The following is a 24931-nucleotide window of genomic DNA, read 5'->3' as shown; positions in this document are numbered from 1 at the left end:
CGGCGGGGGTTGCCTAGACGGCCCGGCGTGCCTGTTCGGCTTCGTCGGGCTGGTGGTCGAGGAGAACGTCCGACAGTTCTTCCTTCGGCGCGTAGCCGGACACGAGCTTCCGCAAGATGATGCGCATCGCATCGAAATCCCGGCGCGTCAGCGTCTCGTCCAGCCTGTCCAGCCAGCCCTTCAGCTCTGCCCAGGGCACCATGTCTTCATGGGCCTTCAGGATGCGAGGGTGGTCGGTCGGCTGCGGATTGTCGCCGATCAAGAGCTCCTCGTAAAGCTTTTCGCCTGGGCGCATGCCCGTGACCTCGATCTCGATATCGCCTTCCGGGTTTTCCGCGTCCCTGACCTGAAGACCGGACAGCTCGATCATCTTCCGGGCCAGATCGTAAATCTTCACCGGCTCGCCCATATCGAGCAGGAAGACATCTCCGCCGGCGGACATGGCGCCGGCCTGGATAACCAGCTGCGAGGCTTCCGGTATGGTCATGAAATAGCGGGTCACGTCCTGATGGGTCAGGGTGACGGGCCCGCCGTCCCGGATCTGCTGGCGGAACAGGGGCACCACCGATCCCGACGAGCCCAGCACATTGCCGAACCGGACCATGGAAAAATTGGTGGGATACTGGGCCGAGCGCTCGGCGGCCAATGCCTGCAGCACCATTTCCGCCATACGCTTGCTGGCGCCCATGATGTTGGTCGGCCGGACGGCCTTGTCGGTGCTGATCAGGACGAAATTGGCCACGCCACATGCCCGGGCCGCCAGCGCCGTCGCCATGGTTCCAAGGCTGTTGTTGCGGATGCCTTCCGCCGGATTGTGTTCGACCAGCGGAACATGCTTGTAGGCTGCGGCATGGTAGACCGTCGATGGCTTCAGCGCCCGCATGATTTCTTCCATGCGCGCCTGGTCGCGAACGGAGGCCAGGACCGGAAACAGCCGGACCGACTCCTTGTCCAGCTCCCTGTGGATCTCATAAAGCGCAAACTCGCTCTGCTCCACCAGGATCAGGGCTTCGGGACCCAGCGTGATGATCTGCCGGCACAGTTCGCTGCCGATCGAACCGCCGGCTCCGGTCACCATCACCACCTTGTCGCGGATGTTCATTTCCATCAGGCTCGACCGCGGCTGGATGGCATGGCGCCCGAGCAGGTCCTCGATGTCCAGTTCCCGGAGATCGCTGACCGTCACCTTGCCCTGCGCGATATCGTTGAGGTCCGGTACCGTGCGCACGTTCACGCGCACATTGCGGATCTCTTCGAGAATTTCCAGGCGTCGCTGGCGGGAAGAAGAGGGAAGGGCCAGGAGGACTTCGCGGACGTTGAGGCGTGGAATAAGGTCGGGCAGGGTGTCCGGAGACCAGATCGGTACGCCGCGCAAGATGCTGCCATGCAGCTTCCGGTCATCGTCGACAAAGCCCACGACTTTCAGTTCGGTGCTGCCCTCGAGCGCGGCGGCGATCTGGCGGCCGGCCGAACCCGCGCCGTAGATCAGCACATTCGGTTGGCCGTTTGCCCGCAACTGGCGGCGGTAGTCCGAGCCCAGCCAGTAGCGCGCGCCGAGACGCGAAATGGACAAGAAAACGAGCAGCAGCAGCGGCTGGAGAATGCCGACCGTCCTCGGGATGCCCGGCACGCTGATAATGGTGAAGGCGGCCATGAAGCCGAGCGAATAGATCACCATGGCGCGCAGGATCGCCATGAAGGCGGACACGCCGGCATAGCGGAAGATCGCGCGGTAAAGACCGAAGGAAATGAAGATCGGCAGGGCCAGAAGCAGCGAGACCCCGACAGGCAGCCATTCCTCGCCTTCGAGCGTCACCCACCCGTCCAGCCGCAGGCAATAGGCCAGCCAGACGGTCAGGACGCAGAGAAAAGAGTCCCAGGTAATGGCGATCAAGCGTTTATAGGCTCTCGGAATGGCCAAAACCGTCGCTATGATCTGCGTCTGATACATTGACTGAGCCTGATGATGCCACGTTGCGGGCTTCATAGCCCCAATCCTCATCGTTTATCAATCCTCTCCATTTCAGGAAAGTACAATCTCCAAGAGGTTACATGTCCATTACAACAATCTACCATAGCGCGCTTCTCGATAATTAACATGTGAAGTATCTTGACAAGGGTCCCCTTCGCTGAGACTGTGACCGTGCACCGGTATGCAGACGAACAAGAAGAAAGCTGCTGCGATCCGGTTCAACGGAGGAGGGACCCATGTCGAATTCCACACCGCAGGCTGGTGCAAACCAGCTGCGCAAGAACAGTCTCGGGGTCGGGGCTGTTACATTTCTCGTGATCTCTGCCGCTGCGCCGCTGACCGCGGTTGCCGGAGGGGTGCCGATCAGCATGCTTCTGGGCAATGGCGCCGGCATCGCCGCGTCGTTTGCCCTTGTCACGGCGGTGCTGCTGCTGTTTGCCGTCGGCTATGTCGCCATGGCGCGCCACGTGAAGAATGCCGGCGCCTTCTACGCCTATGCAGCCCGCGGGCTTGGGGGCAGGATGGGGGGTGCATCCGCACTGATCGCCATTCTGAGCTATAATGCGATGCAGATCGGCGTTCTCGGCCTGCTGGGGGCGGCCTCCGCGGGCACATTCAACCCGCTGCTTCATGTGGACCTGCCCTGGTGGGTCTGGTCGCTGATTGCCGTTGCCGCTGTTGCGGTGCTGGGCTATCGCCAGGTCGATCTGTCCGCCAAGATCCTGATGGTTCTGGTCTTGCTGGAATATCTCATCGTGCTTGTCATAGACGTCGCGATCTTTGCCAAGGGCGGCGATTCCGGCCTGTCGATGGCGCCGTTCAGCTGGTCGCAGATGATGAGCGGATCGCCGGCGGTCGGCATTCTCTTCTGCTTTGCCGCCTTTATCGGCTTCGAGGCGACGACCATCTATTCGGAAGAGGCGAGGAACCCGGAAACCACCGTGCCCCGCGCAACCTATATGTCGGTGATCCTCATCGGCGTCTTCTACATGATCACGGCCTGGCTGATGGCCAACGGAGCAGGCGTCGACAAGCTGGTGCCGACCCTTCAGGGGCTCACGGACCCCACGACCTTCCTGTTCGAGCTGGCCGGCCGCTACGTGGGCGAGCCCGTTCCGACGATCATGGGCTTCCTGTTCGTCTCAAGCCTGTTTGCGGCCGTACTCGCCTTTCATAACGGCGTGGCCCGCTACAAATATGTGGCCGGGCGGGAGGGGATCCTGCCTGACAGCATCGGGGTAACCCATGCCCAGTTCCAGAGCCCGCATGTGGGGTCGATGATCCAGACGGTCATTGCCGTTCTCGTGGTGGGCCTGTTCGCCTATCTGCAGCTGGATCCGGTCCTGGCGATGTTCACCTGGTTGACGCAGCTGGGCACGCTCGGCATTCTCGGCCTCATGGCCGTCACCTCCTTCGCGGTGATCGGTTTCTTCGTGCGCAATGGCGACATGGGCGAGAGCCCTGTTGTGACCAAGGTGCTGCCGGCCATTTGCGGCATCGTGCTTGTCTATCTGTTCGTCTATATCTTCCGGAAATTCGGCGACCTGATCCAGACACCCGGCCCGCTCGGGGTCATCCTGCCGTCGCTCGTCCTGGTGGCCGCGGTCATCGGCTTCCTCCTGTCCCATCGTCTCGCAGGGCGGGATCCGTCCCGCTTCCAGAAGCTCGGGTCCGGCGCCTATTCCTGAAAAATCGGCATGGGGGCTTCGGCCCCCATGCTTGGCGACCAACTTGATTTGTATATTTACGTTTCCCATAAAAATACATATAATGTCTGCCCATGGGCAATCAGACCGATCTCATCGTCAATCATATCGTCAAGAGCATCGAGGACGGCCGGCTCAATCCGGGTGACGTCATCGAGGAAAAGACGCTTGTCACCGAATTCGGCGTCTCGCGTACGCCTGTGCGGGAAGCCCTGCTGCAGCTCGACTCGCTCGGCATCCTCAAGCGCAAGCCGCGCGGAGGGGCGGAGGTCTTCAGGCCGACGCTGGAGGAGTTCCTCGCCATCCTGGAAGTGCATGGCAAGCTGGAAGGCCATGCGGCAGCACTTGCGGCCCGGCGCCTCTCGGCCGCCGATGCGGATGCGCTCGAACGCGCCTGCGCGGGTTGCGATGCCCATGTGCAGCGTTTTGGCGACCGGGAGCCGGATGCCTATTACCAGCACAACCTGAATTTTCACCTGACCATAGCGCTGGCCGCCCATAACACGGTGCTGCTCGATCTCATTCGCACCAATGGACGCAAGCTGCTTGCCTATTATCGGGCCCGCTACCGGTACAAGGGCAGCATCGGCAAATCGGCGGCGGAGCATCGGCAGATCGCCCAGCTCATTCTGGATCGCGATTCGGAGGCCGCCGAAAGGCTCATGGTCAACCATGTGACCTTTGACAGCGTCACCGCCATGGATCTGCTGGCCGTGCTGTTCAAGCCCTGAGCGGCGCGATCAGTCCTTGCCCTTGAGAAAATTCACGATCCATCGGGCGAAGAATGCTCCCTCTTCCGGCTCGCGCACGCTGAGACGGGCCTTCTCGAGTGTCTCCGGCGGCAGGATGCCGGCCATTTCCTCGACCAGACCCGTCATGAACGGAGCCGTCATTTCCGGGTGATATTCGGTGGTGAAGACGTGGTCGCCGATCCGGAAGGAGCCGATCGGGCAGAAGGCGTCGCCGCCGAGATTTTCCGCCCCGTCCGGCAGCCGGACGACCTGCTCCTTATGGGCGGAATAGAGCTTTACCTCCCGCTTCCGCGGCTGCATCCAGGGGGCAAAGCGGTCGTAATGGGTCACGGCCGTGCCGATACCCCAGCCCGCCTTGGCCTTTTTCACCTCGCCCCCCAAAGCGAGAGCGAGCGCCTGATGACCGAAGCAGGCCCCGAATTGCGGAATCTTCTGCGCCTCAGCCGCCCGGATGAAATCGAGAAGGCGGGCAATCCAGGGGTCGTCGCCGCCGACCGAGGCCGGGCTGCCGGTGATCACGTAGCCGTCAAACGCGTCCACGCTCCCGGGAAAGATGTCGTCCTTCACGGGGACCGTCTCGAAGTGCCAGTCGGGCGCAAGCGGTTGCAGGAGTTGCGTAAAGCGCACGCCGTCATGGGGGAAATGGCTGGCGAATTCCGAGGTGTCGTTGCTGGTCAGAAGGATCCCGATCTTGCGCGGCATGGCGCTCTCCCTGTGCATGCAGTTTTGCGGGTTTTGTGTGCAAAAGCCTATTGTAAATATACTTAACATGTGTTCTATTTTTTCACAATGGTCAAGCAAGGAGGAATGCGATGACGGTTTGGGCTGCAGCGGACGATGGGTTTGCCGATCTTTCCAACCATGATTCCTTCACGGCGGGACCGCCCTATGCCACCTTTGCCCGGCTGCGCCGGGAGGATCCGCTTGCCTGGTGCGATTATGCGGGCGGCAAGGGGTTCTGGTCGGTGACGCGGCATGCGGATATTCTGGAACTCAACCGTGACAACCAGCTGCTCAGTTCCGCGCGGGGTATCCGCATGGAAGACCAGACCTATGAGGAATATCTCGCACGTCGGACCTTTCAGGAAACCGATCCGCCGGACCATACGCGGGTGCGGACGCTTGTGGCCAAGGCCTTTTCGAAGCCGGTGGTGGCGTTATTCGAAGGGCAGATCCGTCGTCTCTGTGACGATATTCTCGATCAGGCCCTGCCGCTCGGCGAATTCGATGCGGTGAAGCGGATTGCCCGTCAGTTGCCGATGCGCATGCTCGGCCAGATCATCGGCACGCCGGACGAAGATCTGGATTGGCTCGTGGAAAAGGGCGATGCGCTGATCGCCAATACCGATCCGGAATTTACCGCCCATGTGCTCGACAAGACGGATACGGACGCCTACCGCTTCATGCCTTTCCGCTCGCCGGCCGGTGCCGATCTCTTCGATTATGCCCAGCGCCTGATGGAGGACAAGCGGCGGCGAGGGGATGACAGCGGCGTGCTCAGCCTGATCACCAAGCCGGATGCGGAGGGCAACGTGATCTCGGAAACCGAGTTCCGGAACTTCTTCTGCCTGCTGGTGGCGGCCGGCAACGACACGACCCGCTATTCGATCGCGGCCGGTCTCTACGCGCTTGCCACCCGACCGGACCTTCTGCAGCAGCTGCAATCCGGCAAGGACGGGATCTGGGATACGATGGCGGACGAGGTGATCCGCTGGGCTTCGCCAACCATGTATTTCCGCCGCACCGCGACCCGCGATTTCGACATGCACGGCAAGACCGTACGCGAGGGCGACAAGGTGCTGCTGTGGTTCCTGTCGGGCAACCGCGATGAAACGGTGTTCGAGGACCCGATGAACGTCAATCTGATGCGCACGCCGAACCGCCACGTCGCCTTCGGTCAGGGAGGGGCCCATGTCTGCCTCGGCATGTGGCTCGCCAGGCTTGAAGTGCGGCTGCTTTTCCAGGAGCTTGCAAAGCGGCTGAAGAGCATCGAACAGACCGGTCCGCAGGCTTATCTCAGATCGAATTTCGTCGGGGGCATCAAGTCGCTGCCGGTGAGGGTCGAACTGAACTGAGGCGGATCGACCGCCATGACGACAAGGCCAGGACATGGCCGTGACGATGAAATGACATTCAATCGCCATTCTGGGAGGAACGGCATGACTCATGAACGTTTGCGGGTGCTCTTTTGCGATCACCTGAACCTTGCCCGTGGCAAATATCTGCCGATCAAGAAGGCGTCTTCCGGCAGCACACGGGTGTGTCAGGGTACCTTTGGCGTCACCTATGACAAGGATCTGATTCCGGCCCCTGGCTCGAAGGTGCTCGAGGGGCTACCCGACGTGGAAATCCGCTTCCGGGAGGAGGACATCCGCGACAGCTGGTATCCCGACACGAAGGTCGTTGTCGGCGATCTTTATGAGGACGGACAACCCTTCGGCGCCTGCGGCCGTCACGCGCTGAAGCGTGCCATTGCCGACTGGAATGCGCTCGGTTACGATCCCATGGTCGGTCTGGAGCTGGAAGCCTTTGCTTTCCAGGAGCGGGAAGACGGCTCCATCGTGCCCTATGACACGCCGAAGGCCTATGTCTATTCCACCGGTCCTTTCGCGGATCCGCACGGTTTTACCGAAGCGATCTGGGACCGGGCAAGTGCGCTCGGCTTTGCCATCGACAGCCAGACTTCGGAATTCGATACGCCGCAGTTCGAATTCACGCTCACCTTCGATCATGCCCTCAAGGCCGTGGACGATATTTTCCTGTTCCGGCAGCTGGCCCGGGAAGTGGCGCTGGAACACGGCATCATCCTCACTTTCATGCCGAAGCCTATTCTTTCGAAGGGAGGTTCCGGCCTGCACGTGAATTTTTCCTTCCGGGACCGGGAAGGCCAGAACGCCGTCGGCGAGCCGGATCGCCTGAGCGCGGTGGCCGAAGGGGCGATTGCGGGGCTCATGCATCATCACAAGGGCATGGCGGCACTGGTGGCGCCGACGGTCAACTCCTACCAGCGGCTGAAGCCTTCTTCCATGAGCGGATACTGGCGCAACTGGGGCGGGGATCACCGGGGCGTGACGACCCGCATTTCGGCGGAGCGTGGCCCGAAGGCGCGCATCGAGCACCGGATGGGCGACGGGGCGGCCAATCCCTACACTCTCGTGGCGACCGTGCTGCAAGCCGCCCGTCTCGGTTTCGTCAACACCTATCCGCTGCCGCCGGCCGAAACCTCCGACTGCCTCGTCGAAACGGATGCCCGTGAAGGCGTGGCGGACGATCTGTCCGGTGCGCTCGACGCCCTGGAGGCGGACGGCGCGCTGATGGATGCGGTGGGTCGGCTGCTTTGCGAAAACCATGTTTTCATCAAGCGGGACGAGGTCACCAAGACCGCCGAACTGGAAGGCGATGCCCTCCGGGATTTCTACATTCACTATATCTGAGCCTTGAAGGGCCGATCAGAAAGGATGAGACCGACATGGCTGAAGTCAGCTGGATCCTGCCGGACGGCAAGACAATCACCGCTTCCGTCGCCGATGGCGTCAACATGATGAATGCGGCCGCCATGGCCAATGTGCCCGGCATCATCGGCGAATGCGGCGGCTGTCTTTCCTGCGCCACCTGCCACGTTTATGTGGACGAGGCCTGGGTGGAGAAAACGGGAAGCCCCGACGGCACCGAGGACGCCATGCTGGATGCCACGGACGCGCCGCGGCGCGAGACGAGCCGGCTGTCCTGCCAGATCGTCTCCTCGCCCATGCTCGATGGGCTGGTGCTGCACGTGCCGGCCTGAACTGAAGACGGCTTAAGGGGCGCGCAGACCCGGCGCGCCCCTGCCATGGATACCCCACCTCGCCAGCCAACGGGCTGGCGCTTTTTTTCGTTCCGGGGCCTCGGCCGACGATCCGTCAGGCCTTGCGCAGTTCGATGCCGACGCTCTTGTTCACATAGGAAAGATCGGCAACGGCCGTGAGGTCGATGCTCCCGGCTTCCAGAAGACCCGCCTCCACGCACAGATCGTGGAAGGCCTTGATGCGCTGGTCCGACAGGGCGCCGATGCCGAGGCTTTCGCTCTCGCCGCTATCCACGATGCCGAGGCTGCGCAGGGCCTCGTTTTCCCAGGTCAGGCGGGCAGCGGACTGTTCCGGGTTGGCGGCGACGATCGCCTGAATGCCGGCTGCCGGATCGCCATAGAGATAATTGTACCAGCCGATTGCTGAGGCATCGAGGAACTTCTGCACCACTTCAGGCCGTTCGACCAGGATTTCGTCGCGGGTCTGCACCATGCAGGAATAGGTGTTCCAGCCTTCGTCGGCCAGAAGCCAGCTGTCGATTTCCACATTGGCGCTGAGTGCCGCATAGGGTTCCGAGACCGCGTAACCCTGCTGTACGAGCTGGGTATCGGCGAAAAAGGGCTCCATGCTGTAGTCATAGGGCGCAACCTGCTCCGGCTTGAAGCCCTTGGCCTTGACCATCCATTTCCAGTAGGCCTGCTCGCCGCTCTTGGAGAGCAGGATCTTCGGCGCCCGCGCCAGATCGGCAAAGTCCTTGTAGACGCCGCGATGCGCCATCATGATCTGCGGGTCCTTCTGGAAGTGGGCGGCGACCACCTTCAGCGGCAAGCCATTCTTCACGTCTTCGAAGGGCAGCAGCAGATTGCCCGACATCAGGAAATCGACCTCGCCGGAAACGAGCATCGGCCGGGTATCCACCTGTGGGCCGCCGGAGGTGATTTCCACCTCCAGCCCCATCTTTTCATAGGTGCCATCGGCGAGGGCCTGATAATAGCCACCATGAGCGCCCTGGGCGAGCCAGTCGGTGGCAAACTTCACCTTCACCTTGTCTTCTGCCCGCGCCGGAAGGGATAATCCCGAACCGGCGAGAAGTGCGGCTGCGCCCAGAGTGAATTGACGCCTGTTCATATTCATGTTCTGCCATCCTTGTGCTTGATTGCGGGTTCCCGGCCTTTGAGGGCGGGCTTGAATTGGCCTCAGACTGTGTCCGCCCGCGGAGGACGCCGGGGCGCATGCATTTTCGGGGCCGGCCGCTCCGGTCATTCGACCCGGCGGGTGTTGAGCAGGAAGCGGCAGGCCGTAACCGGTGTCTAACAGGACAACATTGAGATTTAGTAAAATAGAAGATTCTTACCTTGCGCGCTGCCTCCCGGGTCGGGCGCCTGGATGCAGCCTGCGCGCAGGCACCGGGAGCAGAGGGCGTGAACCCGCGTTTAAGACTTCATCCCTAAGCTTGCGCGCGGCGGCGCAAGGCCGCGCTTTGAATGAAACCGGAGCCAGCGAACGATGAAGGTTCAACTTGAGGACAGAGACCGTGACGGGTGTCCGCCTTTCTCCGCCCCGGTACCGCGCCTCCCCCGGCAAAGCGGACCGGCCCAGCCTTTTGCGACCGATCGGATGGCCTCCACCGGCCTGTGCGGAAAGCGAAGCGCATGATGCCCCTCTACCGTCTTGCAGCGCTGGCTTTGCTCGTCTCCGCCGTTGTCCTGGCGGCGCCGGACGTGCGTGCCTCCGGACATCTGTGCTATCGCGGCGTCAATCTCTCCGGCGCAGAATATGGCGGTCGCGGCGGGCAGCATGGCACGGACTATATCTATCCCGGGGAGGAAACGATCCAGTTCTTCGCCCACAAGGGCATGAATGCGATCCGGCTTCCCGTCCGATGGGAAAGGCTGCAGCCCCGGCTGGGGGAGCCGCTTGCGGACGGGGAGCTGGCGCTTCTGCGGCAGACCATATCCCTTATCCGCAAGGCCGGGATGGCGGCGATCATCGATCCGCACAACTACGCCTATTACGACAAGGACCGGATCGGCGTCGGAACGGTCGAGCCGGAGGCGCTGGCGGATTTCTGGGCCCGCATGGCACGGGAATTCGGCAATCAGGACGGCATCGTCTTCGGTCTGATGAACGAGCCCCATGACATCAGCGCGCCGGACTGGCTGAAGGTCGCCAATCTCTCCATTGCGGCCATTCGGGCGGAGGGCGCAGGCAACCTCATTCTGGTTCCCGGCACGATCTGGACAGGCGCGGCCACCTGGTTCGACGACCGGCCCGGCGGCTCCAATGCGGCGGTCATGGCGGGTGTTCAGGACCCTTCCGGCCATTTCGCCTTCGAATTTCACCAATATATGGATCGCGATTTTTCCGGGAAGCACCGGACCTGCGAACGGGCGGAAGACGTGACGAAGGCGCTCGTGACCCTTTCCGGCTGGCTGCGGCAACAGGGGAAGCGCGGGTTTCTGGGCGAATTCGGCGGCTCTTCCGACCGCGCCTGCCTCGACGGCCTCGCCGCCATGACCGGCGTTCTCGCCGACAACAGCGATGTGTGGATCGGCTGGACCTATTGGGCCGCCGGCGAATGGTGGCCACCCGAAGAGCCGCTCAACATCCAGCCCCGGGCCGGCCAGCCGGATCGGCCGCAACTGGATATCCTCCGCTCCGCGCTGAAGGCCGGGCCTGCCGATCCGGACCGCTGCGCCTCTCCGTGAAAGGCGCGCCTGCCGGTTTGATCCGCCGGGCACGGCCCTGTATGAAAGGTTGCAAAGCCCGTCAACACAGGGAGGCCCCGATTTGAGCGGCAGCGACGTCAGGCTCGAGGACAGCTGGAAGCAGGCGCTCGCGCCGGAGTTTTCCAGTCCCTACATGCAGGAACTCCGATCCTTTCTGGTCGCGGAAAAGGCGGCCGGCAAACGGATCTTTCCGAAAGGGCCGGATTATTTCCGGGCTCTGGACCTGACCCCCATCGAGCGGGTGAAGGTGGTTATCCTCGGACAGGACCCCTATCACGGGGCCGGGCAGGCGCACGGCCTGTGCTTCAGCGTGCAGCCCGGGGTGCGTATTCCGCCGTCGCTGGTCAATATCTACAAGGAACTCCAGAGCGATCTGGGCATTCCGCCGGCCCGTCACGGTTTCCTCGAAAGCTGGGCGCGGCAGGGCGTGCTTCTGCTCAACAGCGTGCTGACGGTCGAGGAGGCCCGCGCCGCCTCGCATCAGGGCCGGGGCTGGGAACGCTTCACCGACGCGGTGATCCGGGAGGTCAACGAACGGGTCGAGCACTGCGTGTTTCTGCTGTGGGGGTCCTACGCACAGAAAAAGGCGAACTTCGTCGACCGCAACCGGCATCTGGTGCTGCGCTCGCCGCATCCCTCGCCGCTGTCGGCCCATCAGGGCTTTCTCGGCTGCCGGCATTTCTCGCAGGCCAATGACTGGCTGGACAAGATGGGCCGGGGGCGAATCAACTGGCAACTGCCGGAGACGGTCGAGGCCGCCGACAGGGGGGCCTGATGCCTGCCCGAGGGGCGATCGGGCGGCGCCTTTCCGAATGCGCCACGGCCTTCGTCGCAAATGGGAGAACCCGGCGTATAACAGCGGGAACCGCCCGGATTTGAGGGTTGCGACCTCTCTTTCTGCTGGCGGACGGCAATGGCTGTGCTACGCCTTTCACCGGACATTCGGGGCTTTCGGCCGAGAGGCCAGGCTTCGGGACTGAGAATAACAGTGGGAGTGAAGCATGAGCCATCATCTGCAGTTCTTCATCGACGGCGCCTGGGTCGACCCGGTCACGCCGGCGCGCATCGACGTGATCGATCCCTCCACGGAGGAGGTCTATACCCAGATTTCGGCCGGGACGAAGGCCGATGTGGACCGGGCCATCGCGGCGGCGAAATCCGCCTTCGAGACCTTCGCCTTCGTGCCGAAGGAAGAGCGGCTGGCGCTTCTGAAGCGCATTCTCGAGGTCTATAACGATCGCTACGAGGATATTGCCAAGGCGGTCAGCCAGGAAATGGGTGCACCGATCTCCTTCGCCCGGAATGCGCAGGTCTGGGCCGGGCAGGCCCATATGGAAGCAACCATCCGCGCCATGGAAGAGTATGAATTCAGCCATCGACGCGGCGGCACCATGATCGTCAAGGAGCCGATCGGCGTCTGCGCGCTGATCACGCCCTGGAACTGGCCGCTGAACCAGATCGTCTGCAAGGTGGCGCCGGCCATCGCTGCCGGTTGCACCGTCGTGCTGAAGCCTTCCGAAATCGCTCCCATTTCCGGGATCGTCTGGGCCGAGATCATGGAAGCGGCGGGCACGCCGAAGGGTGTCTTCAACCTGGTCAACGGCACCGGGCCCGATGTGGGACAGGTCATGGCCGGTCATCCGGACGTCGACATGGTGTCCTTCACCGGCTCCACACGCGCCGGCATCATCGTCGCCAAGACGGCGGCCGATACGGTGAAGCGCGTCGCGCAGGAACTGGGCGGCAAGTCTGCCAACATCATCCTGCCCGATGCGGATCTGGAAAATGCCGTCAGCCAGGGCGTTCAGGCCTGCTTCGGCAATACCGGCCAGTCCTGCGATGCACCGACGCGCATGCTGGTGCCCGCCGACCGCCATGACGAGGCTCTGGGCTATGCCAAGGCCGCAGCCGAGGCAATGAAGGTGGGCGATCCGCGCTCGGAGGAAACCGACCTCGGTCCCGTGGTCTCCGAAATGCAGTACAACAAGATCCAGGGCCTGATCGAAAAGGGCATCCAGGAAGGCGCAACGCTGGTTACCGGCGGTCTTGGCCGTCCCGATGGCTTCAACCGTGGCTATTACGTGCGCCCGACGGTGTTCGGTCACGTCAAGCCCGGCATGACCGTCGAGCGGGAGGAAATCTTCGGGCCGGTGCTGTCGATCATCTCCTACCGGGACGAGGACGAGGCGGTGAAGATCGCCAATGATACGGTCTACGGTCTGGCCGCCTATGTCCAGTCGACCGACATCGAGCGCGCCCGGCGCATTGCGGCCCGTCTCCGGGCAGGCACGGTCAACCTCAACTATCCCGACTGGGATACGATGGCGCCCTTCGGCGGCTACAAGCAATCCGGCAACGGCCGTGAATATGCCGACTGGGGCATTCACGATTTCCTCGAGATCAAGGGTATCGTCGGCTACGGCGATTGACGATCTGGGCCGGGGGCGTCCTGCGGCGCCCCCGGTCAAACCGGGTCATTCCCGATTTTGTCTTTGAATTATTTGTACCTTTTTCGGATTTCCCACGGCATGGCCTTCCGATAGCCTCGGCATGGCTTCCGCTTCGCTTTCCGATGGTTTCCATGACCCTTTCCGAACAACGCCAATACCGGCTGGGCGCCTTCTATGTGGCGGCCTCGGCTCTTGCCTGGTCGCTTTCCGGCATGTTCATCCGTTCGGTCAGCACCGATCTGATGACGCTCCTGTGCCTGCGCGGCATTTTCTCCGGCACGGCCGTCTTCGCCTTTTTCTTCTATCTGGAGGGGCGGCGTGGATTTGCGATCCTGAGGAGCCAGGGCTGGCCCTTCGTGATGATCACCTTCTTCTCCGCCGCCAGCATGATGTCTGGCATCGGCTCCATGTGGTACGCCTCGGTGGCCGATGCCATGGTGATCTATGCCACCGTGCCATTCATGACGGCAGGGGTCGCCTATATCATGATCCGCGAGCGGCCGAGCCGGTCGACGCTGATTGCCGCCGCCGTGGCGCTGGGCGGTGTGCTGATCATGCTGGCAGACCGCAGCGGCGGGGCGGGAAGCCTGTTCGGCAAGTTTCTGGCCTTCGTCATGGCGCTGACGGTCGCCTTCATGGCCACGATGATGCGTCAGTACAAGCAGATGAACATGCTGCCCTCCATGGCCGCTTCGGCCTGGCTTTGCAGCCTGGCGACTGCCGGATTTGCCCATCCGCTCGGTGTTTCCGCGCATGATCTCGGCTTGATCGTTACCTTTGCCCTGGTGCAGAATGCGCTGGGGCTCATCCTCTACACCTTCGGCAGTCACCGCATTCCGGCGGCGGATGCGAGCCTACTCGTTTCGCTGGAAGTGCCGTTGACGCCGCTTTGGGTGTGGATATTCATGAACGAGACACCGACCCATGCCACCATCGCGGGCGGTATCGTCGTGGCGGTGGCGCTCTTCTCCCACATCTTCGTGGAAATGCGCCGGAACCGCGTGCAAGCAGGAGCGCTTTCGTGAAGCCCAATGTTCTTCTGATCACCGCCGACCAGTGGCGGGGAGACAGTCTGTCCGCCGTCGGGCATCCGGTCGTGAAGACCCCGCATGTGGATGCGCTCGCGGCGGAGGGTGTGCTGTTCGCCCGGCATTATGCCAGCGCCGCTCCCTGTTCTCCGGCGCGGGCCGGCCTTTATACCGGCCTCTATCAGATGAACCACCGGGTTTGCCGCAACGGCACCCCGCTCGATCGCCGTTTCGACAATGTGGCGCTGGCCGCGCGGCGGGCCGGATATGACGCGACCCTTTTCGGCTATACGGACACGGCGCCCGATCCGCGCCATCTCGACCGCAACGATCCGCATCTGACCAGCTACGAAGGGGTGTTGCCGGGCTTCACCGTGCGCCAGCTGCTGACCGAGGACGAAAAGCAGTGGCTCTCCTGGCTGAGAGCGCGGGGGCATGAGGACGCCGTCTCCCGCGACGTGCACCGGGCGCGTGATTCCCGGCCGGGCGAGATCAGCCGCAATCCGCCCGCCTATTCCGCCGAGGAAACGCAATCCGCCTTTCTGGCCGGCGAATTTCTTCGCTGGGCGGGAGAGCAGGACAAGCCCTGGTTCGCCCATGTATCCTTCATCCGGCCGCACCCGCCTTTCGTGGTGCCGGAACCCTATAACGGCCTCTATGACGCCCAGCCGGACGCCGCCTTTCCGCGGGCGGCGGACCGCGAGGCGGAAATGGCGCTGCATCCCTATCTTGCCTTCGACCTTCCCCGCCAAAGGCAGGCCAGCTTCATTCACGGGGCCGAGGGCGCCGTTGCCGACTGGACGGCGGCAGACATCGCCGCCATCCGTGCCATTTACCATGGCATGATCAGCGAGACGGATGCACAGCTCGGGCGGATCTTCTCCACCTTGAAGGCGATGGGACAGTGGGAGAATACCATCGTCGTCTTCACCTCCGATCATGCGGAGATGGCGGGCGACCACTGGTCTTTCGGCAAGGGCGGGTTCTTCGAGGGCAGCTATCACATTCCGCTGGTCATTCGTGATCCACGACAGCCTGCCGGGCGAGGGCGCCGGATCGACCAGTTCACGTCGGCGGCGGATATTTTCCCCACGCTTGCCGATGCCTGGGGCGTGCAACCGGCAAACGGCCTTGACGGCCGCTCTCTCCTGCCTTTCCTGAGGGGAGAAATGCCGGCCTCCTGGCGCGACAGTGCTTTCTTCGAATTCGACTTCCGGGATCTGGAGACCGGCAGCGCAGAGGCGCATTTCGGCCTTCGTCCGCAGGAGTGCAATCTCGCCGTGATCAGGGGAGAGCGGTACAAATACGTGCATTTCAACCGCCTGCCGCCGCTGCTTTTCGATCTGGAGCGCGATCCCGGCGAACGGGTCAATCTGGCCGATGACCCGGCCCATCTCGCCATCCGCCTCGCTTTCGCCGAAAAGCTTCTGTCTTTGAGAGCCTCGCATCTGGATCAGACGCTGGCGCTCACCACATTGACTGCGAACGGCCCCCTCGCCACGGCAGGGCTCCCGGACTAGTCGCAGGTCCTGTCGTGCGGGCGCCAATCGGTTCAGGATGCAGACGGGACGCGAAACACAAGCGGGAGTCGGCGTGACGCCACAGGACAGTGAGATCCATCCATCCGGTCACGGAGAGGGCGAACGCCGCCTGTCCGCGACCCTCGAAGACCTTGCCCAGGACGAGAGCCGTGAACGCATTTCGGTGCGAGACATATTCGAAGCCATGGGGGACCGGGCATTCGGCGCGCTGATGCTCGTCTTTGCCCTGCCAAACGTGATCCCGACGCCACCCGGCACCTCTGCCGTGCTGGGCGCGCCGCTGGTCTTTCTCACCGCGCAGCTGGCCTTCGGGCTGAGGCCCTGGTTGCCGGCCTTCATCGCGGATCGCTCCATGACGCGAGGCGATTTCTCCGCCTTGACCAGCCGCATCGCGCCCTGGCTTGCCCGGGCCGAGCGCCTGCTGAAGCCGCGAATGGGCGCTTTGGTCAGGACTCCGGCGGAAAATGTCATCGGGGTCGTCTGCCTTCTTCTCGCGATTATCCTGACATTGCCCATCCCGCTCGGAAACATGCTGCCGGCTCTCTCCATCTGTCTTTTCTCGCTTGCCATTCTCGAGCGCGACGGGCTTTTTTCCCTGCTTGGCCTCGTCTCTTCGGTCTTGTCCTTCGTCGTTGTGGGCGGTGTGGCCTATGCCATCGTCAAGACATTGATCTTCCTCGTTTCGTCTGCTCTGATGGCTTGAACGGAGGAAGGGGCTGGATGCCCCGAACGGAGGATCTATGCTCAAGGGAATCTCGCCGCTGCTCGATGCGGATCTGCTGCACGCCTTGCGGTCCATGGGGCATGGGGACGTGGTTGTGCTGGTCGACACCAATTTCCCCGCCGATAGCGTGGCGCGCAGCACTGTCGTCGGTCGCCCGCTGAAGATCGGCTGCAGCACGGCGGCGGAGGCCACCCGGGCGCTTCTGGGTGTGATGCCGCTGGACACGTTTGTGGATCACGCCGCCTTCCGCATGGAAGTGGTGGGTGCGCCGGACGAAATCCCCGATATCCAGCGGGAAGTCCAGGCGGAAATAGACCGAGCCGAAGGCGCCGGATTCACGCTCGCGCCGATCGAGCGCTATGCCTTCTACGAGATGGCCAAGACAGCCTATTGCATCGTGCAATCGGGCGAGCGCCGTTTCTACGGTTGCTTTGGCTTCAAGATGGGCGTCATTCCGCCGGAGGCGTGAGATCATGCTGATCGCTGCCCTGCAGATGGAGCCCGTATCCGGCGATGTGGCGGCCAATCTTGCCAAGATCGAGCGTGGCCTGCGAACCGCCGCCGCTATGGGCGCCCGCCTGCTGGTTGCGCCAGAACTGGCGCTGACCGGCTATGCGCTCGGCGCCCGCTTCCAGACGATTGCGGAAGACCGCGACGGGGCCATGGTGACCGAGATCCGGCGCATGGCGCGGGCATACGGCATGGCGGTCGCGGTCGGTTTTCCGGAAAGAGCCGGCGAGGCAGTCTATAATTCGGCCCTCCTCGCCCTTCCGGACGGACCCTGCCACATTTACCGCAAGTGCCATCTTTACGGACCGAAGGAGAAAGCTGCCTTCGCGGTCTCCGCGGCGGCGCCGGAGGTCTACGACCTCAACGGGATGAAGGTCGGCATGCTGATCTGCTACGATGTGGAATTTCCGGAGATGGTGCGGGGTCTTGCTCTTGCGGGCGCGCAGCTGGTCATCGTGCCGACGGCCTTGCCGGCAGGGCCTTCGGCGCGGCAGGTTTCCCGCATCATCGTGCCGGCCCGCGCCATGGAGAACCAGCTTTTCATCGCCTATGCCGATCTTTGCGGGTCGGAGAACGGGGCGTTCTACGAGGGGCGATCCGTGGTGGCCGCGCCCGACGGGGAATATCTTGCCCGGGCCGGTCGGGACGAAACCCTGCTTTTCGCCCGGATCAATCCCGGCGCCTATGCGGTCACCGAGGCCGAGACGCCCTATCTTGCGGACCGGCAGCCTGACGTCTACCGGCAAATGCGCGGCTGAAGTCCCGCCAAGCGGAGGGCCGCCGGTTGCGGATCAGGCCACTCCGTCTTCGGTTCGGGAGAAATAGCGCCGCAGCTCCACCATGCGCTGGGCCCGTTCCTGCGCTTCACTTCCGCGCAATTCCGCGACACCCTGAACCGCCAGCTCGATGAGGGCCGTGGTCGCCAGCGGATCCAGTCCGGCGCCCCGTTGCGCAGCCGGGAGCCGCACCACGATATCCCCTTGCGCCGCCAGATCCTTGCGGTCGGTATAGGTCAGACAGAGAAGACGGTTGCCGCTCTTGCGGGCGGCGGCGCAGAGCCGGCTCAGCATCGACTGGTCGGCGCGATCGTCCAGCGTCACGAGAAGCCCGCCATGCTGGCCCGTGCACAACAATTCCATGTAGATACCGTCGCTGCCATCGAGGTGATGGACGCCCGCCCGGATTTCCGACAGGCGCCAGGCAAAGACGGAGGCCAGAGGCCGCGACGCGCAGCCGCCGACGATGTGCACCGCGTGGGCTCGCGCCAGTTCGTCGATCATCGCCCGCCAGGCGGGCAGCTGCCGCAAGGCTCCGACCTGCTGTACCAGTTCGGCCTGATCCGGTCCGTGGGTGAAATCGCGTTGCGGTTCCCCGACACCCGGTATGGGCAGGCCGGAATCGGCGGGGAGAGCGGGAACACGCGGGGTCGGTGCCGGATGGGCATCGATATCGGCCCCGCGCAGAAAACGTCCCACGGTCATGGGACTGAGATCCAGCCGATCCGCCACGGCTGCGGCGGTTTCGAAGGAAATGTCTTCCGGGTGCTCCAGATAGTATCGGGCAAGCCGCTTTTCCGCAGGCGTTCCGGATTTCATGTATCGGTTGAATTTCTCAAATAGGTTATCCAACGGTGCTCGAGCCCCCAAAATAATTATGATGGACAGCGACAGGATTCCCCTTCAATCCCGGCATCCATCCAGACTCAAATAATCAATAAGTGTCAGTTTATATAAGGATGTTCTTTGTTTGCAAGCCCGCATTGTGGATAAAACGTCAAAAAGCGGAAAAACTTACAACCTGAATGGCATGACCTCGCCATGGGCGGAGGCGTGACGGGCTTCAGGGCTGTGGCAGCGGGGTGGGAATGGAGGCGGTCTTGCCTTCGAACTTGCAGAGATCGGCGATCGGACAGGCCTCGCATTCCGGTCTCCGGGCCTTGCAGATATAGCGGCCGTGCAGGATCAGCCAGTGATGGGCATGGAAGAGATAGTCCTCGGGAATGATCGCCATCAGCTTCGCCTCGACCTCGTCCGGCGTCTTGCCGGGGGCGAGCTTCAACCGGTTGCCGATCCGGAAGACGTGGGTGTCGACGGCCATGGTAGGCACGCCAAAGGCCATGGACAGAACCACATTCGCCGTCTTTCGGCCCACGCCCGGCAGGGTCACGAGTTCTTCGCGGGTGCGGGGCACCTCACCGCCGAAATCGCGGATCAGCTTCTCGCTGAGCGCGATCACATTCTTTGCCTTGTTGCGATAGAGGCCGATGGTCCTGATATGCTCGATCAGTCGTGCCTCGCCGAGGTCCAGCATCTTCTGGGGCGTATCGGCCACCTGGAACAGGGCGCGCGTCGCCTTGTTGACACCCACATCGGTCGCCTGCGCGGACAGGGCAACGGCCACCACCAGCGTGAAGGGATTGACATGCTCCAGCTCGCCCTTGGGCTCCGGGCGGAGCAGGGAGAAGCGGCGGAAAATTTCCCGGATCCCCGCCTCGCTATAGGCGGTCAGCGTCTTGCGCCCGCGGCGGGCGGGCTTGGCCTTTCCGGAAGGCTGTGCCTTGCGGCGCCGTGCCGCGTTTGACAATTCCCAATTTTCTGTGCTGGATTCCGGCTTCGGTGTCTTCATGTTCAAATCTATAGCGAGACGCGATGACGGAAATCAACGGCGACTTCACTCCCGATCATCCGGTCTTTGCAGCCGAGCTTGTGCCGCATCGTTCGCTTGGACGACGGGGATGGCGGGTGCTGATGATCCTGACCGGCCTACTGACCATTGCCCATGTGGCGGTTTTCCTGATGAGCGGGGCCTGGCCTGTCGCGCTGTTCTTCGGTCTCGATTTCCTCCTGCTCTACGGCGCATTCTACCTCAACTACCGGGCCGGGCTGGCGCGGGAGGAGGTCTTCGTGTCCCGCACCCGCCTTCTGGTGCGCAAGCACCAGCCGTCCGGCCGTTCGAGCGAAATCGGTTTCAATCCGTTCCGCGCGCGCTTCGATGTGCGGCGCCACGACGAATTCGGGATCGTGTCCATGTTGCTCTCGGGGGAGGGCCGCCGTACGGATATCGGCTCCTTTCTCAATCCTGACGATCGGGAAAGTTTTGCCAAGGCGCTGACAGGCGCGCTGGCGACCGTAAAGCGGCGCCTTTGAACCCGACAAGAAACGGGTGGCGGCGAAGGGCTTTTCGGTGTTCCCTGAGGCTCAAGGAGAAACACCATGACCATCAACCAGCCATTCTACAAGGACATCACCCCTGACGGCGGAGACTATGATACGGTCAGCCGCGTCATCGAGCTGGTCACCGAGGATTATCGCAGCCAGCCGGGACTGGAAGAGATCGCCCGGCGGCTCGGGCAATCCCCCACCCAGTTGCAGAAGACCTTCACCCGCTGGGCCGGGCTTTCGCCCAAAGCCTTCCTGCAGGCCGTAACGCTCGACCACGCCAAACGGCTGATCGCCCGCGAGGGGTTGCCGCTGCTGGAAGCGTCGCTGGAGCTCGGGCTTTCCGGTCCCGGCCGGCTGCACGATCTGTTCGTGACGCATGAGGCCATGTCGCCCGGCGAATGGAAATCGAAAGGCGACGGTCTGCTGATTCGCTACGGATTCCACGCCTCGCCCTTCGGCGTCGCGCTGGTGATGGCGACCGACCGGGGTCTTGCCGGGCTTGCCTTTGCAGACGGCGACGAGGAGGCCTGTTTCCGGGATATGGCGGACCGCTGGCCGAATGCCCGCTATGTCAGGGACCAGGACATGACGGCGCCTTACGCCGCCCGCGTTTTCGATCCCGCCGCCTGGAACGGCGACCAGCCCTTGCGCGTTGTGCTGATAGGAACGGATTTTCAGGTCCGGGTCTGGGAAAGCCTCCTGAAGATTCCGCTCGGGCGAACGGTGACCTATTCGGACATTGCCTGCGATATCGGACAGCCCACCGCCTCGCGTGCCGTCGGGGCTGCGGTCGGGCGCAATCCGATCTCCTTCGTGGTGCCGTGCCACCGGGCGCTGGGTAAAAGCGGCGCGCTGACGGGCTACCATTGGGGTCTCACGCGAAAGCGGGCCATGCTGGGCTGGGAAGCGGCCCGCGCAAACGGGCTCCTTCCCGAGTGAGCGGGGACGGACCTCGCGCGGGTCTCCTCGCGGCTTGACAACGGGCGGGCTCGCTGGCGATAGTCGGATCGCGACACCGGGCCCGTTTCGACCAGCCCGCCCGGGGAGGACAGCAATGGTAAGAACAGGCGCAAAGACGCTTCGAAATGCAGGGCCCTCGGCCTCTTTCGGCGTTTCCGCGCGATTTACCTGGCGATATTGGCGTGGTTTTGCGGCCCGTTTTGCAGCATTTGCCGCTGCCTGATTCCAACGCCGTCCGTTTCCTGCCCTTCCTGCGCCTTCCGGCTTTCCCGTTTCAAGCACTTACAAGGACAAGACTGCCATGACTTCGAAGCTTGACCAACTCCGCGCCATGACCACCGTGGTGGCCGATACCGGCGATATCGAGGCGGTCGCCCGCCTGAAGCCGGTGGATTGCACCACCAATCCCACCATCGTCCTCAAGGCGCTCGGCACCCCGATGTTTGCCGATGCGATCAAGGAAGCGGTTTCCTGGGGCAAAAGTCAGGGTGGTTCGTCCGAAGCGACAACGGCGGCCGTCGCGGACCGGCTGGCAATTTCGGTCGGCGCCGCGCTTGCTGGGCTGGTGCCGGGCCGCGTCTCCACGGAAGTGGATGCGGACCACTCCTTCGATACCCATGCCTCGGTGCTGAAGGGGCGGCAGATCATCAAGGATTACGAAGCGCGGGGCATTGCCCGGGAGCGCATCCTCATCAAGCTCGCCTCCACCTGGGAGGGCATTCGCGCGGCAGAAGTGCTGCAGAAGGACGGGATCGACTGCAATCTGACCCTGCTCTTCTCAAAGGCCCAGGCGATTGCCTGCGCCGATGCGGGCGCCTTCCTGATCTCGCCCTTCGTCGGCCGCATCCTGGACTGGTACGCGAAATCGACCGGCAAGACCTATACGGCCGAAGACGATCCGGGCGTTGTTTCGGTCCGCTCGATCTACAATTACTACAAGGCGAACGGCATCAAGACCATCGTGATGGGCGCGTCTTTCCGCAATGTCGGGGAGATCGAGGCGCTCGCCGGTTGCGACCGGCTGACGATCAGCCCGGCGCTTCTCGATGAGCTTTCCAAGGCCGAGGGCACGCTGGAACGCCGCCTGTCGCCCGAGAAATCCGAGCCGGATCAGCCCGTCACCATGGACGAGAAGACCTTCCGCTGGATGATGAACGAGGACCAGATGGCGACGGAAAAACTGTCGGAGGGCATCCGCCTCTTCGCAAAGGATCTGGTGGCGTTGCGCACCATGGTTGCCAAGGAACTGGCGGCCTGACGCCAAAGCGATTATTGGTTAGGATGAGGACGGCATCCCGCAGACGCGGGGTGCCGTTTTCCTGTGCAGGTCGCAGAAACGCGGGAAGGGGCGGGGAACATGGCGGGAGAGGCGGACCGGGATATACGATGGTCAGGCAGGGCGCTGTTCCGCCTGCATCCGGCGCTGGTGATCGGGCTTGGCGTGGGTGTCACGGTCTGGCTCGTGCTGCACACGGGATCGTTCCGCGCCGACAATTTCGTCATCGGCTGGGATGTGGGTGTCTTCGCCTATCTCGTCATCAGCTGGTATCTGATGCTGACGAGTTCCGTCGCGCGGATGAAGCGCCGGGCGACCGACATCGATTTGCCGGATGGACAGATCCTGCTGTTTTCGCTGGTTTCCGCCGTGGCCAGCCTGTCGGTGATCTTCCTGTTGCTGCAGAGCGCGCATCAGTCATCCGGGCATCCCTTCTCGGCGCGGCCGATCGAGACGGTGGGGACGCTGGCGCTGTCCTGGATCTTCGTGCACACGCTTTTCACGGTGCATTACGCCCATACATTCTATGCAAACGAGGGCTCGGCGCGGGGATTGAAGTTTCCGGAGGATTGCCGCGAGCCGGTTTATTGGGATTTCCTCTATTTCTCCTTCACCATCGGCGTTGCCGCGCAGACGGCGGACGTCTCGGTCACCAGCATGCCCATGCGGCGGCTGGTGCTGGCGCACTCGATCCTCTCCTTCCTGTTCAACACCACCATCCTGGCGCTGGCGGTGAATGTGGGGGCGAGCCTGATCTGAAGGTTTCGGGACGCCGTAGAAGGCCTTGGCCGTCCTCCTCGGGACAAGCCAGAGGAGGACGGCCGGAGATCTGCTCCCCGGACCAGTGCGGGGCCTCGTCGTATTGCGACCAGGCCCCGCTCTTCAATCATCCATGCGCGATCATCACGTGGCGGACGGCGGTATAGTCTTCCAGCGCGTAGATGGACATGTCCTTGCCATAGCCGGACTGCTTCACGCCGCCATGGGGCATTTCATTGGTGAGCATGAAATGGGTGTTCACCCAGGTGCAGCCATATTGCAGCCGCGAGGCGGTCTTCATGGCGAGCGAAATGTCCTTGGTCCAGACGGAGGAAGCGAGGCCATAGTCGCTGTCATTGGCCCAGCGGACCGCCTGATCGGTCTCGTCGAAGCGGGTCACGGACACAACGGGGCCGAAGACTTCGCGGCGAACGATCTCGTCATCCTGCATAGCGCCTGCCACGACCGTCGGCTGGAAGAAATAGCCCTTGTCGCCCAGCACCTTGCCACCGGCAGTGATCTCGATGTGCTTCAGTTCGGCGGCGCGGGAGACGAAGCTCTCCACCCGGTCGCGCTGGCGACGGGAAATCAGCGGGCCGATTTCGTTTTCGGTGTCGTCCGCCTGGTTCAGCTTGATGGTGGAGACGGCGGAGGAGAGGTCCGCGACCAGCCGGTCGTAGATTTTGGCGTCGGCATAGATGCGGCAGGCAGCAGTGCAGTCCTGACCGGCATTGTAGTAGCCGAAGGTGCGGATGCCGGCCACGACGGCGTCGATATCGGCATCGGCGTGAACGATCACGGGTGCCTTGCCGCCGAGTTCCAGATGGGTGCGCTTGACCGTCTTCGAGGCGGCGGCGAGCACCTTCTTGCCGGTCGCCACATCGCCGGTGATCGAGACCATGGCGATCTTCGGATGGTTGATCAGCGCGTTGCCAACGCTTTCGCCCCGGCCGAGAACCACGTTCACCACGCCTTCCGGCAGGATGTCGGAGAGCACCTTGGCGAGCTTCAGGGCGGTGAGCGGCGTCTGTTCCGAGGGCTTGAAGACGACCGTGTTGCCGGCGCCGATGGCCGGGGCGAGCTTCCAGGCCATCATCATCAGCGGATAGTTCCAGGGTGCGATGGAGCCGATGATGCCGATCGGGTCGCGACGGATCATCGAGGTGTGGCCGGGCAGGTATTCGCCGGCAACGGGGCCGTGCATCGAGCGGATCGCGCCGGCGAAAAAGCGCCAGCAATCCACGATGGCCGGGATTTCGTCGTTCTTCACCGCATTGATCGGCTTGCCGCAGTTCAGGGCTTCGAGGGCTGCAAAGCCGTCCGCATCCTTCTCGATCGCGTCGGCGATCTGCAGGAGATAGGCCGAGCGCTGGGCGGGCGTGGTTTGGGACCAGCTTTCGAAGGCCTTTTCCGCCGCATCCACCGCCAGATCCAGCTGGGAGATGGAGGCTTCGGCGATTTTCAGGATCGTCTCGCCCGTCTTCGGATTGAAGATCTGTTCTTCGGTCTCCGTGCCGGCTTCGAAGCGGGAACCGATCAGCATTTGGGTGTCCATGATATTCTCCCTTGGCATTAAGC

General features: G+C 62.9%; 23 protein-coding genes. 17 read left to right on the top strand and 6 right to left on the bottom strand.

The genetic code is table 11. The features are described 5' to 3' along the window. Window positions 1–13 precede the first annotated feature (13 nt). Complete coding sequence (locus ACT54B_RS05115; RefSeq protein ID WP_476043303.1) at window positions 14–1951, bottom strand: polysaccharide biosynthesis protein; 1938 nt, start codon at window positions 1949–1951, stop codon at window positions 14–16. A 257-nt stretch (window positions 1952–2208) separates the two neighbouring features. On the opposite strand from ACT54B_RS05115, the gene ACT54B_RS05110 reads away from it, so the two are divergent. Both ACT54B_RS05110 and ACT54B_RS05105 read left to right on the top strand, forming a co-directional pair. Beyond that, entirely contained in the window at window positions 2209–3660 is a 1452-nt protein-coding gene (locus ACT54B_RS05110) for an APC family permease (RefSeq protein ID WP_476043301.1), read from the top strand. 92 nt (window positions 3661–3752) lie between these two features. Beyond that, window positions 3753–4409, top strand: coding sequence for a GntR family transcriptional regulator (locus tag ACT54B_RS05105; RefSeq protein WP_476043299.1), 657 nt, complete (start codon window positions 3753–3755; stop codon window positions 4407–4409). Between the two features lie 9 nt (window positions 4410–4418). Here ACT54B_RS05105 and ACT54B_RS05100 read toward each other — a convergent pair whose 3' ends face one another. Continuing rightward, complete coding sequence (locus ACT54B_RS05100) at window positions 4419–5132, bottom strand: type 1 glutamine amidotransferase (RefSeq protein ID WP_476043297.1); 714 nt, start codon at window positions 5130–5132, stop codon at window positions 4419–4421. 110 nt (window positions 5133–5242) lie between these two features. Between ACT54B_RS05100 and ACT54B_RS05095 the strand changes: the two genes are divergently transcribed. From ACT54B_RS05095 to ACT54B_RS05085, 3 genes are all read left to right on the top strand, one after another. Continuing rightward, window positions 5243–6505 (top strand): cytochrome P450, encoded by a 1263-nt coding sequence (locus ACT54B_RS05095; protein ID WP_476043295.1) that lies wholly within the window; start codon window positions 5243–5245, stop codon window positions 6503–6505. An 84-nt stretch (window positions 6506–6589) separates the two neighbouring features. Next, entirely contained in the window at window positions 6590–7864 is a 1275-nt protein-coding gene (locus ACT54B_RS05090) for a type I glutamate--ammonia ligase (RefSeq protein ID WP_476043293.1), read from the top strand. 35 nt (window positions 7865–7899) lie between these two features. Further along, complete coding sequence (locus tag ACT54B_RS05085; RefSeq protein ID WP_476043291.1) at window positions 7900–8214, top strand: 2Fe-2S iron-sulfur cluster-binding protein; 315 nt, start codon at window positions 7900–7902, stop codon at window positions 8212–8214. 115 nt (window positions 8215–8329) lie between these two features. Here the strand turns inward: ACT54B_RS05085 and ACT54B_RS05080 are convergent, their stop codons facing one another. Continuing rightward, on the bottom strand, window positions 8330–9349 hold the full coding sequence (locus tag ACT54B_RS05080; protein WP_476043289.1) for an ABC transporter substrate-binding protein: 1020 nt from the start codon (window positions 9347–9349) through the stop codon (window positions 8330–8332). 518 nt (window positions 9350–9867) lie between these two features. Here ACT54B_RS05080 and ACT54B_RS05075 point away from each other — a divergent pair. From ACT54B_RS05075 to ACT54B_RS05040, 8 genes are all read left to right on the top strand, one after another. Beyond that, window positions 9868–10923 carry a glycoside hydrolase family 5 protein gene (locus ACT54B_RS05075; RefSeq protein WP_476043287.1) on the top strand — a complete coding sequence of 352 codons (1056 nt, stop codon included), beginning with the start codon at window positions 9868–9870 and terminating at the stop codon, window positions 10921–10923. Between the two features lie 82 nt (window positions 10924–11005). Next, entirely contained in the window at window positions 11006–11719 is a 714-nt protein-coding gene (gene ung, locus ACT54B_RS05070; RefSeq protein WP_476043285.1) for a uracil-DNA glycosylase, read from the top strand. A 226-nt stretch (window positions 11720–11945) separates the two neighbouring features. Then, entirely contained in the window at window positions 11946–13373 is a 1428-nt protein-coding gene (locus ACT54B_RS05065; RefSeq protein ID WP_476043283.1) for an aldehyde dehydrogenase family protein, read from the top strand. Between the two features lie 152 nt (window positions 13374–13525). Further along, a complete protein-coding gene (locus tag ACT54B_RS05060; RefSeq protein ID WP_476043281.1) occupies window positions 13526–14419 on the top strand; it encodes a DMT family transporter in 894 nt (297 codons plus the stop codon). Beyond that, the gene (locus tag ACT54B_RS05055) at window positions 14416–15942 is read left to right on the top strand and encodes an alkaline phosphatase family protein (protein ID WP_476043279.1); all 1527 of its coding nucleotides are present in this window, start codon (window positions 14416–14418) and stop codon (window positions 15940–15942) included. The genes ACT54B_RS05060 and ACT54B_RS05055 overlap by 4 nt, the downstream gene beginning before the upstream one ends. A 73-nt stretch (window positions 15943–16015) precedes the next feature. Beyond that, the gene (locus ACT54B_RS05050) at window positions 16016–16666 is read left to right on the top strand and encodes an exopolysaccharide biosynthesis protein (RefSeq protein WP_476043277.1); all 651 of its coding nucleotides are present in this window, start codon (window positions 16016–16018) and stop codon (window positions 16664–16666) included. Window positions 16667–16703: 37 nt separating this feature from the next. After that, complete coding sequence (locus ACT54B_RS05045) at window positions 16704–17156, top strand: RbsD/FucU family protein (protein WP_476043276.1); 453 nt, start codon at window positions 16704–16706, stop codon at window positions 17154–17156. Between the two features lie 4 nt (window positions 17157–17160). Continuing rightward, the gene (locus ACT54B_RS05040; protein ID WP_476043274.1) at window positions 17161–17955 is read left to right on the top strand and encodes a carbon-nitrogen hydrolase family protein; all 795 of its coding nucleotides are present in this window, start codon (window positions 17161–17163) and stop codon (window positions 17953–17955) included. Window positions 17956–17988: 33 nt separating this feature from the next. On the opposite strand, the gene ACT54B_RS05035 is transcribed toward ACT54B_RS05040, so the two are convergent. Both ACT54B_RS05035 and nth read right to left on the bottom strand, forming a co-directional pair. Next, entirely contained in the window at window positions 17989–18792 is an 804-nt protein-coding gene (locus ACT54B_RS05035; protein ID WP_476043272.1) for a MurR/RpiR family transcriptional regulator, read from the bottom strand. Between the two features lie 244 nt (window positions 18793–19036). Then, window positions 19037–19822 carry an endonuclease III gene (gene nth / locus ACT54B_RS05030; protein WP_476043270.1) on the bottom strand — a complete coding sequence of 262 codons (786 nt, stop codon included), beginning with the start codon at window positions 19820–19822 and terminating at the stop codon, window positions 19037–19039. Between the two features lie 23 nt (window positions 19823–19845). Between nth and ACT54B_RS05025 the strand changes: the two genes are divergently transcribed. From ACT54B_RS05025 to ACT54B_RS05010, 4 genes are all read left to right on the top strand, one after another. Continuing rightward, complete coding sequence (locus ACT54B_RS05025; protein WP_476043268.1) at window positions 19846–20343, top strand: DUF2244 domain-containing protein; 498 nt, start codon at window positions 19846–19848, stop codon at window positions 20341–20343. Window positions 20344–20409: 66 nt separating this feature from the next. Next, entirely contained in the window at window positions 20410–21297 is an 888-nt protein-coding gene (locus tag ACT54B_RS05020; protein ID WP_476043266.1) for a methylated-DNA--[protein]-cysteine S-methyltransferase, read from the top strand. A 322-nt stretch (window positions 21298–21619) separates the two neighbouring features. Continuing rightward, a complete protein-coding gene (gene tal / locus ACT54B_RS05015; RefSeq protein WP_476043264.1) occupies window positions 21620–22576 on the top strand; it encodes a transaldolase in 957 nt (318 codons plus the stop codon). A 99-nt stretch (window positions 22577–22675) separates the two neighbouring features. After that, the gene (locus tag ACT54B_RS05010; RefSeq protein ID WP_476043262.1) at window positions 22676–23353 is read left to right on the top strand and encodes a DUF1345 domain-containing protein; all 678 of its coding nucleotides are present in this window, start codon (window positions 22676–22678) and stop codon (window positions 23351–23353) included. Window positions 23354–23480: 127 nt separating this feature from the next. On the opposite strand, the gene ACT54B_RS05005 is transcribed toward ACT54B_RS05010, so the two are convergent. Next, complete coding sequence (locus ACT54B_RS05005) at window positions 23481–24908, bottom strand: gamma-aminobutyraldehyde dehydrogenase (RefSeq protein ID WP_476043260.1); 1428 nt, start codon at window positions 24906–24908, stop codon at window positions 23481–23483. Between the last annotated feature and the right edge of the window lie 23 nt (window positions 24909–24931).

It is taken from the genome of Gellertiella sp. DMC107, from assembly GCF_056313605.1.
The sequence above is the reverse complement of the archived record's forward strand: the minus strand, read 5'-3'. Positions and strand labels throughout refer to the sequence as shown.

Excerpts from the sequence above, each read along its gene's own strand:
- ACT54B_RS05115 (WP_476043303.1), bottom strand. The coding sequence starts at position 1,951 with ATGTATCAGACGCAGATCATAGCGACGGTTTTGGCCATTCCGAGAGCC.
- ACT54B_RS05110 (WP_476043301.1), top strand. The coding sequence starts at position 2,209 with ATGTCGAATTCCACACCGCAGGCTGGTGCAAACCAGCTGCGCAAGAAC.
- ACT54B_RS05105 (WP_476043299.1), top strand. The coding sequence starts at position 3,753 with ATGGGCAATCAGACCGATCTCATCGTCAATCATATCGTCAAGAGCATC.
- ACT54B_RS05100 (WP_476043297.1), bottom strand. The coding sequence starts at position 5,132 with ATGCCGCGCAAGATCGGGATCCTTCTGACCAGCAACGACACCTCGGAA.
- ACT54B_RS05095 (WP_476043295.1), top strand. The coding sequence starts at position 5,243 with ATGACGGTTTGGGCTGCAGCGGACGATGGGTTTGCCGATCTTTCCAAC.
- ACT54B_RS05090 (WP_476043293.1), top strand. The coding sequence starts at position 6,590 with ATGACTCATGAACGTTTGCGGGTGCTCTTTTGCGATCACCTGAACCTT.
- ACT54B_RS05085 (WP_476043291.1), top strand. The coding sequence starts at position 7,900 with ATGGCTGAAGTCAGCTGGATCCTGCCGGACGGCAAGACAATCACCGCT.
- ACT54B_RS05080 (WP_476043289.1), bottom strand. The coding sequence starts at position 9,349 with ATGAATATGAACAGGCGTCAATTCACTCTGGGCGCAGCCGCACTTCTC.
- ACT54B_RS05075 (WP_476043287.1), top strand. The coding sequence starts at position 9,868 with ATGATGCCCCTCTACCGTCTTGCAGCGCTGGCTTTGCTCGTCTCCGCC.
- ACT54B_RS05065 (WP_476043283.1), top strand. The coding sequence starts at position 11,946 with ATGAGCCATCATCTGCAGTTCTTCATCGACGGCGCCTGGGTCGACCCG.
- ACT54B_RS05060 (WP_476043281.1), top strand. The coding sequence starts at position 13,526 with ATGACCCTTTCCGAACAACGCCAATACCGGCTGGGCGCCTTCTATGTG.
- ACT54B_RS05045 (WP_476043276.1), top strand. The coding sequence starts at position 16,704 with ATGCTCAAGGGAATCTCGCCGCTGCTCGATGCGGATCTGCTGCACGCC.
- ACT54B_RS05040 (WP_476043274.1), top strand. The coding sequence starts at position 17,161 with ATGCTGATCGCTGCCCTGCAGATGGAGCCCGTATCCGGCGATGTGGCG.
- ACT54B_RS05035 (WP_476043272.1), bottom strand. The coding sequence starts at position 18,792 with ATGAAATCCGGAACGCCTGCGGAAAAGCGGCTTGCCCGATACTATCTG.
- nth (WP_476043270.1), bottom strand. The coding sequence starts at position 19,822 with ATGAAGACACCGAAGCCGGAATCCAGCACAGAAAATTGGGAATTGTCA.
- ACT54B_RS05025 (WP_476043268.1), top strand. The coding sequence starts at position 19,846 with ATGACGGAAATCAACGGCGACTTCACTCCCGATCATCCGGTCTTTGCA.
- ACT54B_RS05020 (WP_476043266.1), top strand. The coding sequence starts at position 20,410 with ATGACCATCAACCAGCCATTCTACAAGGACATCACCCCTGACGGCGGA.
- tal (WP_476043264.1), top strand. The coding sequence starts at position 21,620 with ATGACTTCGAAGCTTGACCAACTCCGCGCCATGACCACCGTGGTGGCC.
- ACT54B_RS05010 (WP_476043262.1), top strand. The coding sequence starts at position 22,676 with ATGGCGGGAGAGGCGGACCGGGATATACGATGGTCAGGCAGGGCGCTG.
- ACT54B_RS05005 (WP_476043260.1), bottom strand. The coding sequence starts at position 24,908 with ATGGACACCCAAATGCTGATCGGTTCCCGCTTCGAAGCCGGCACGGAG.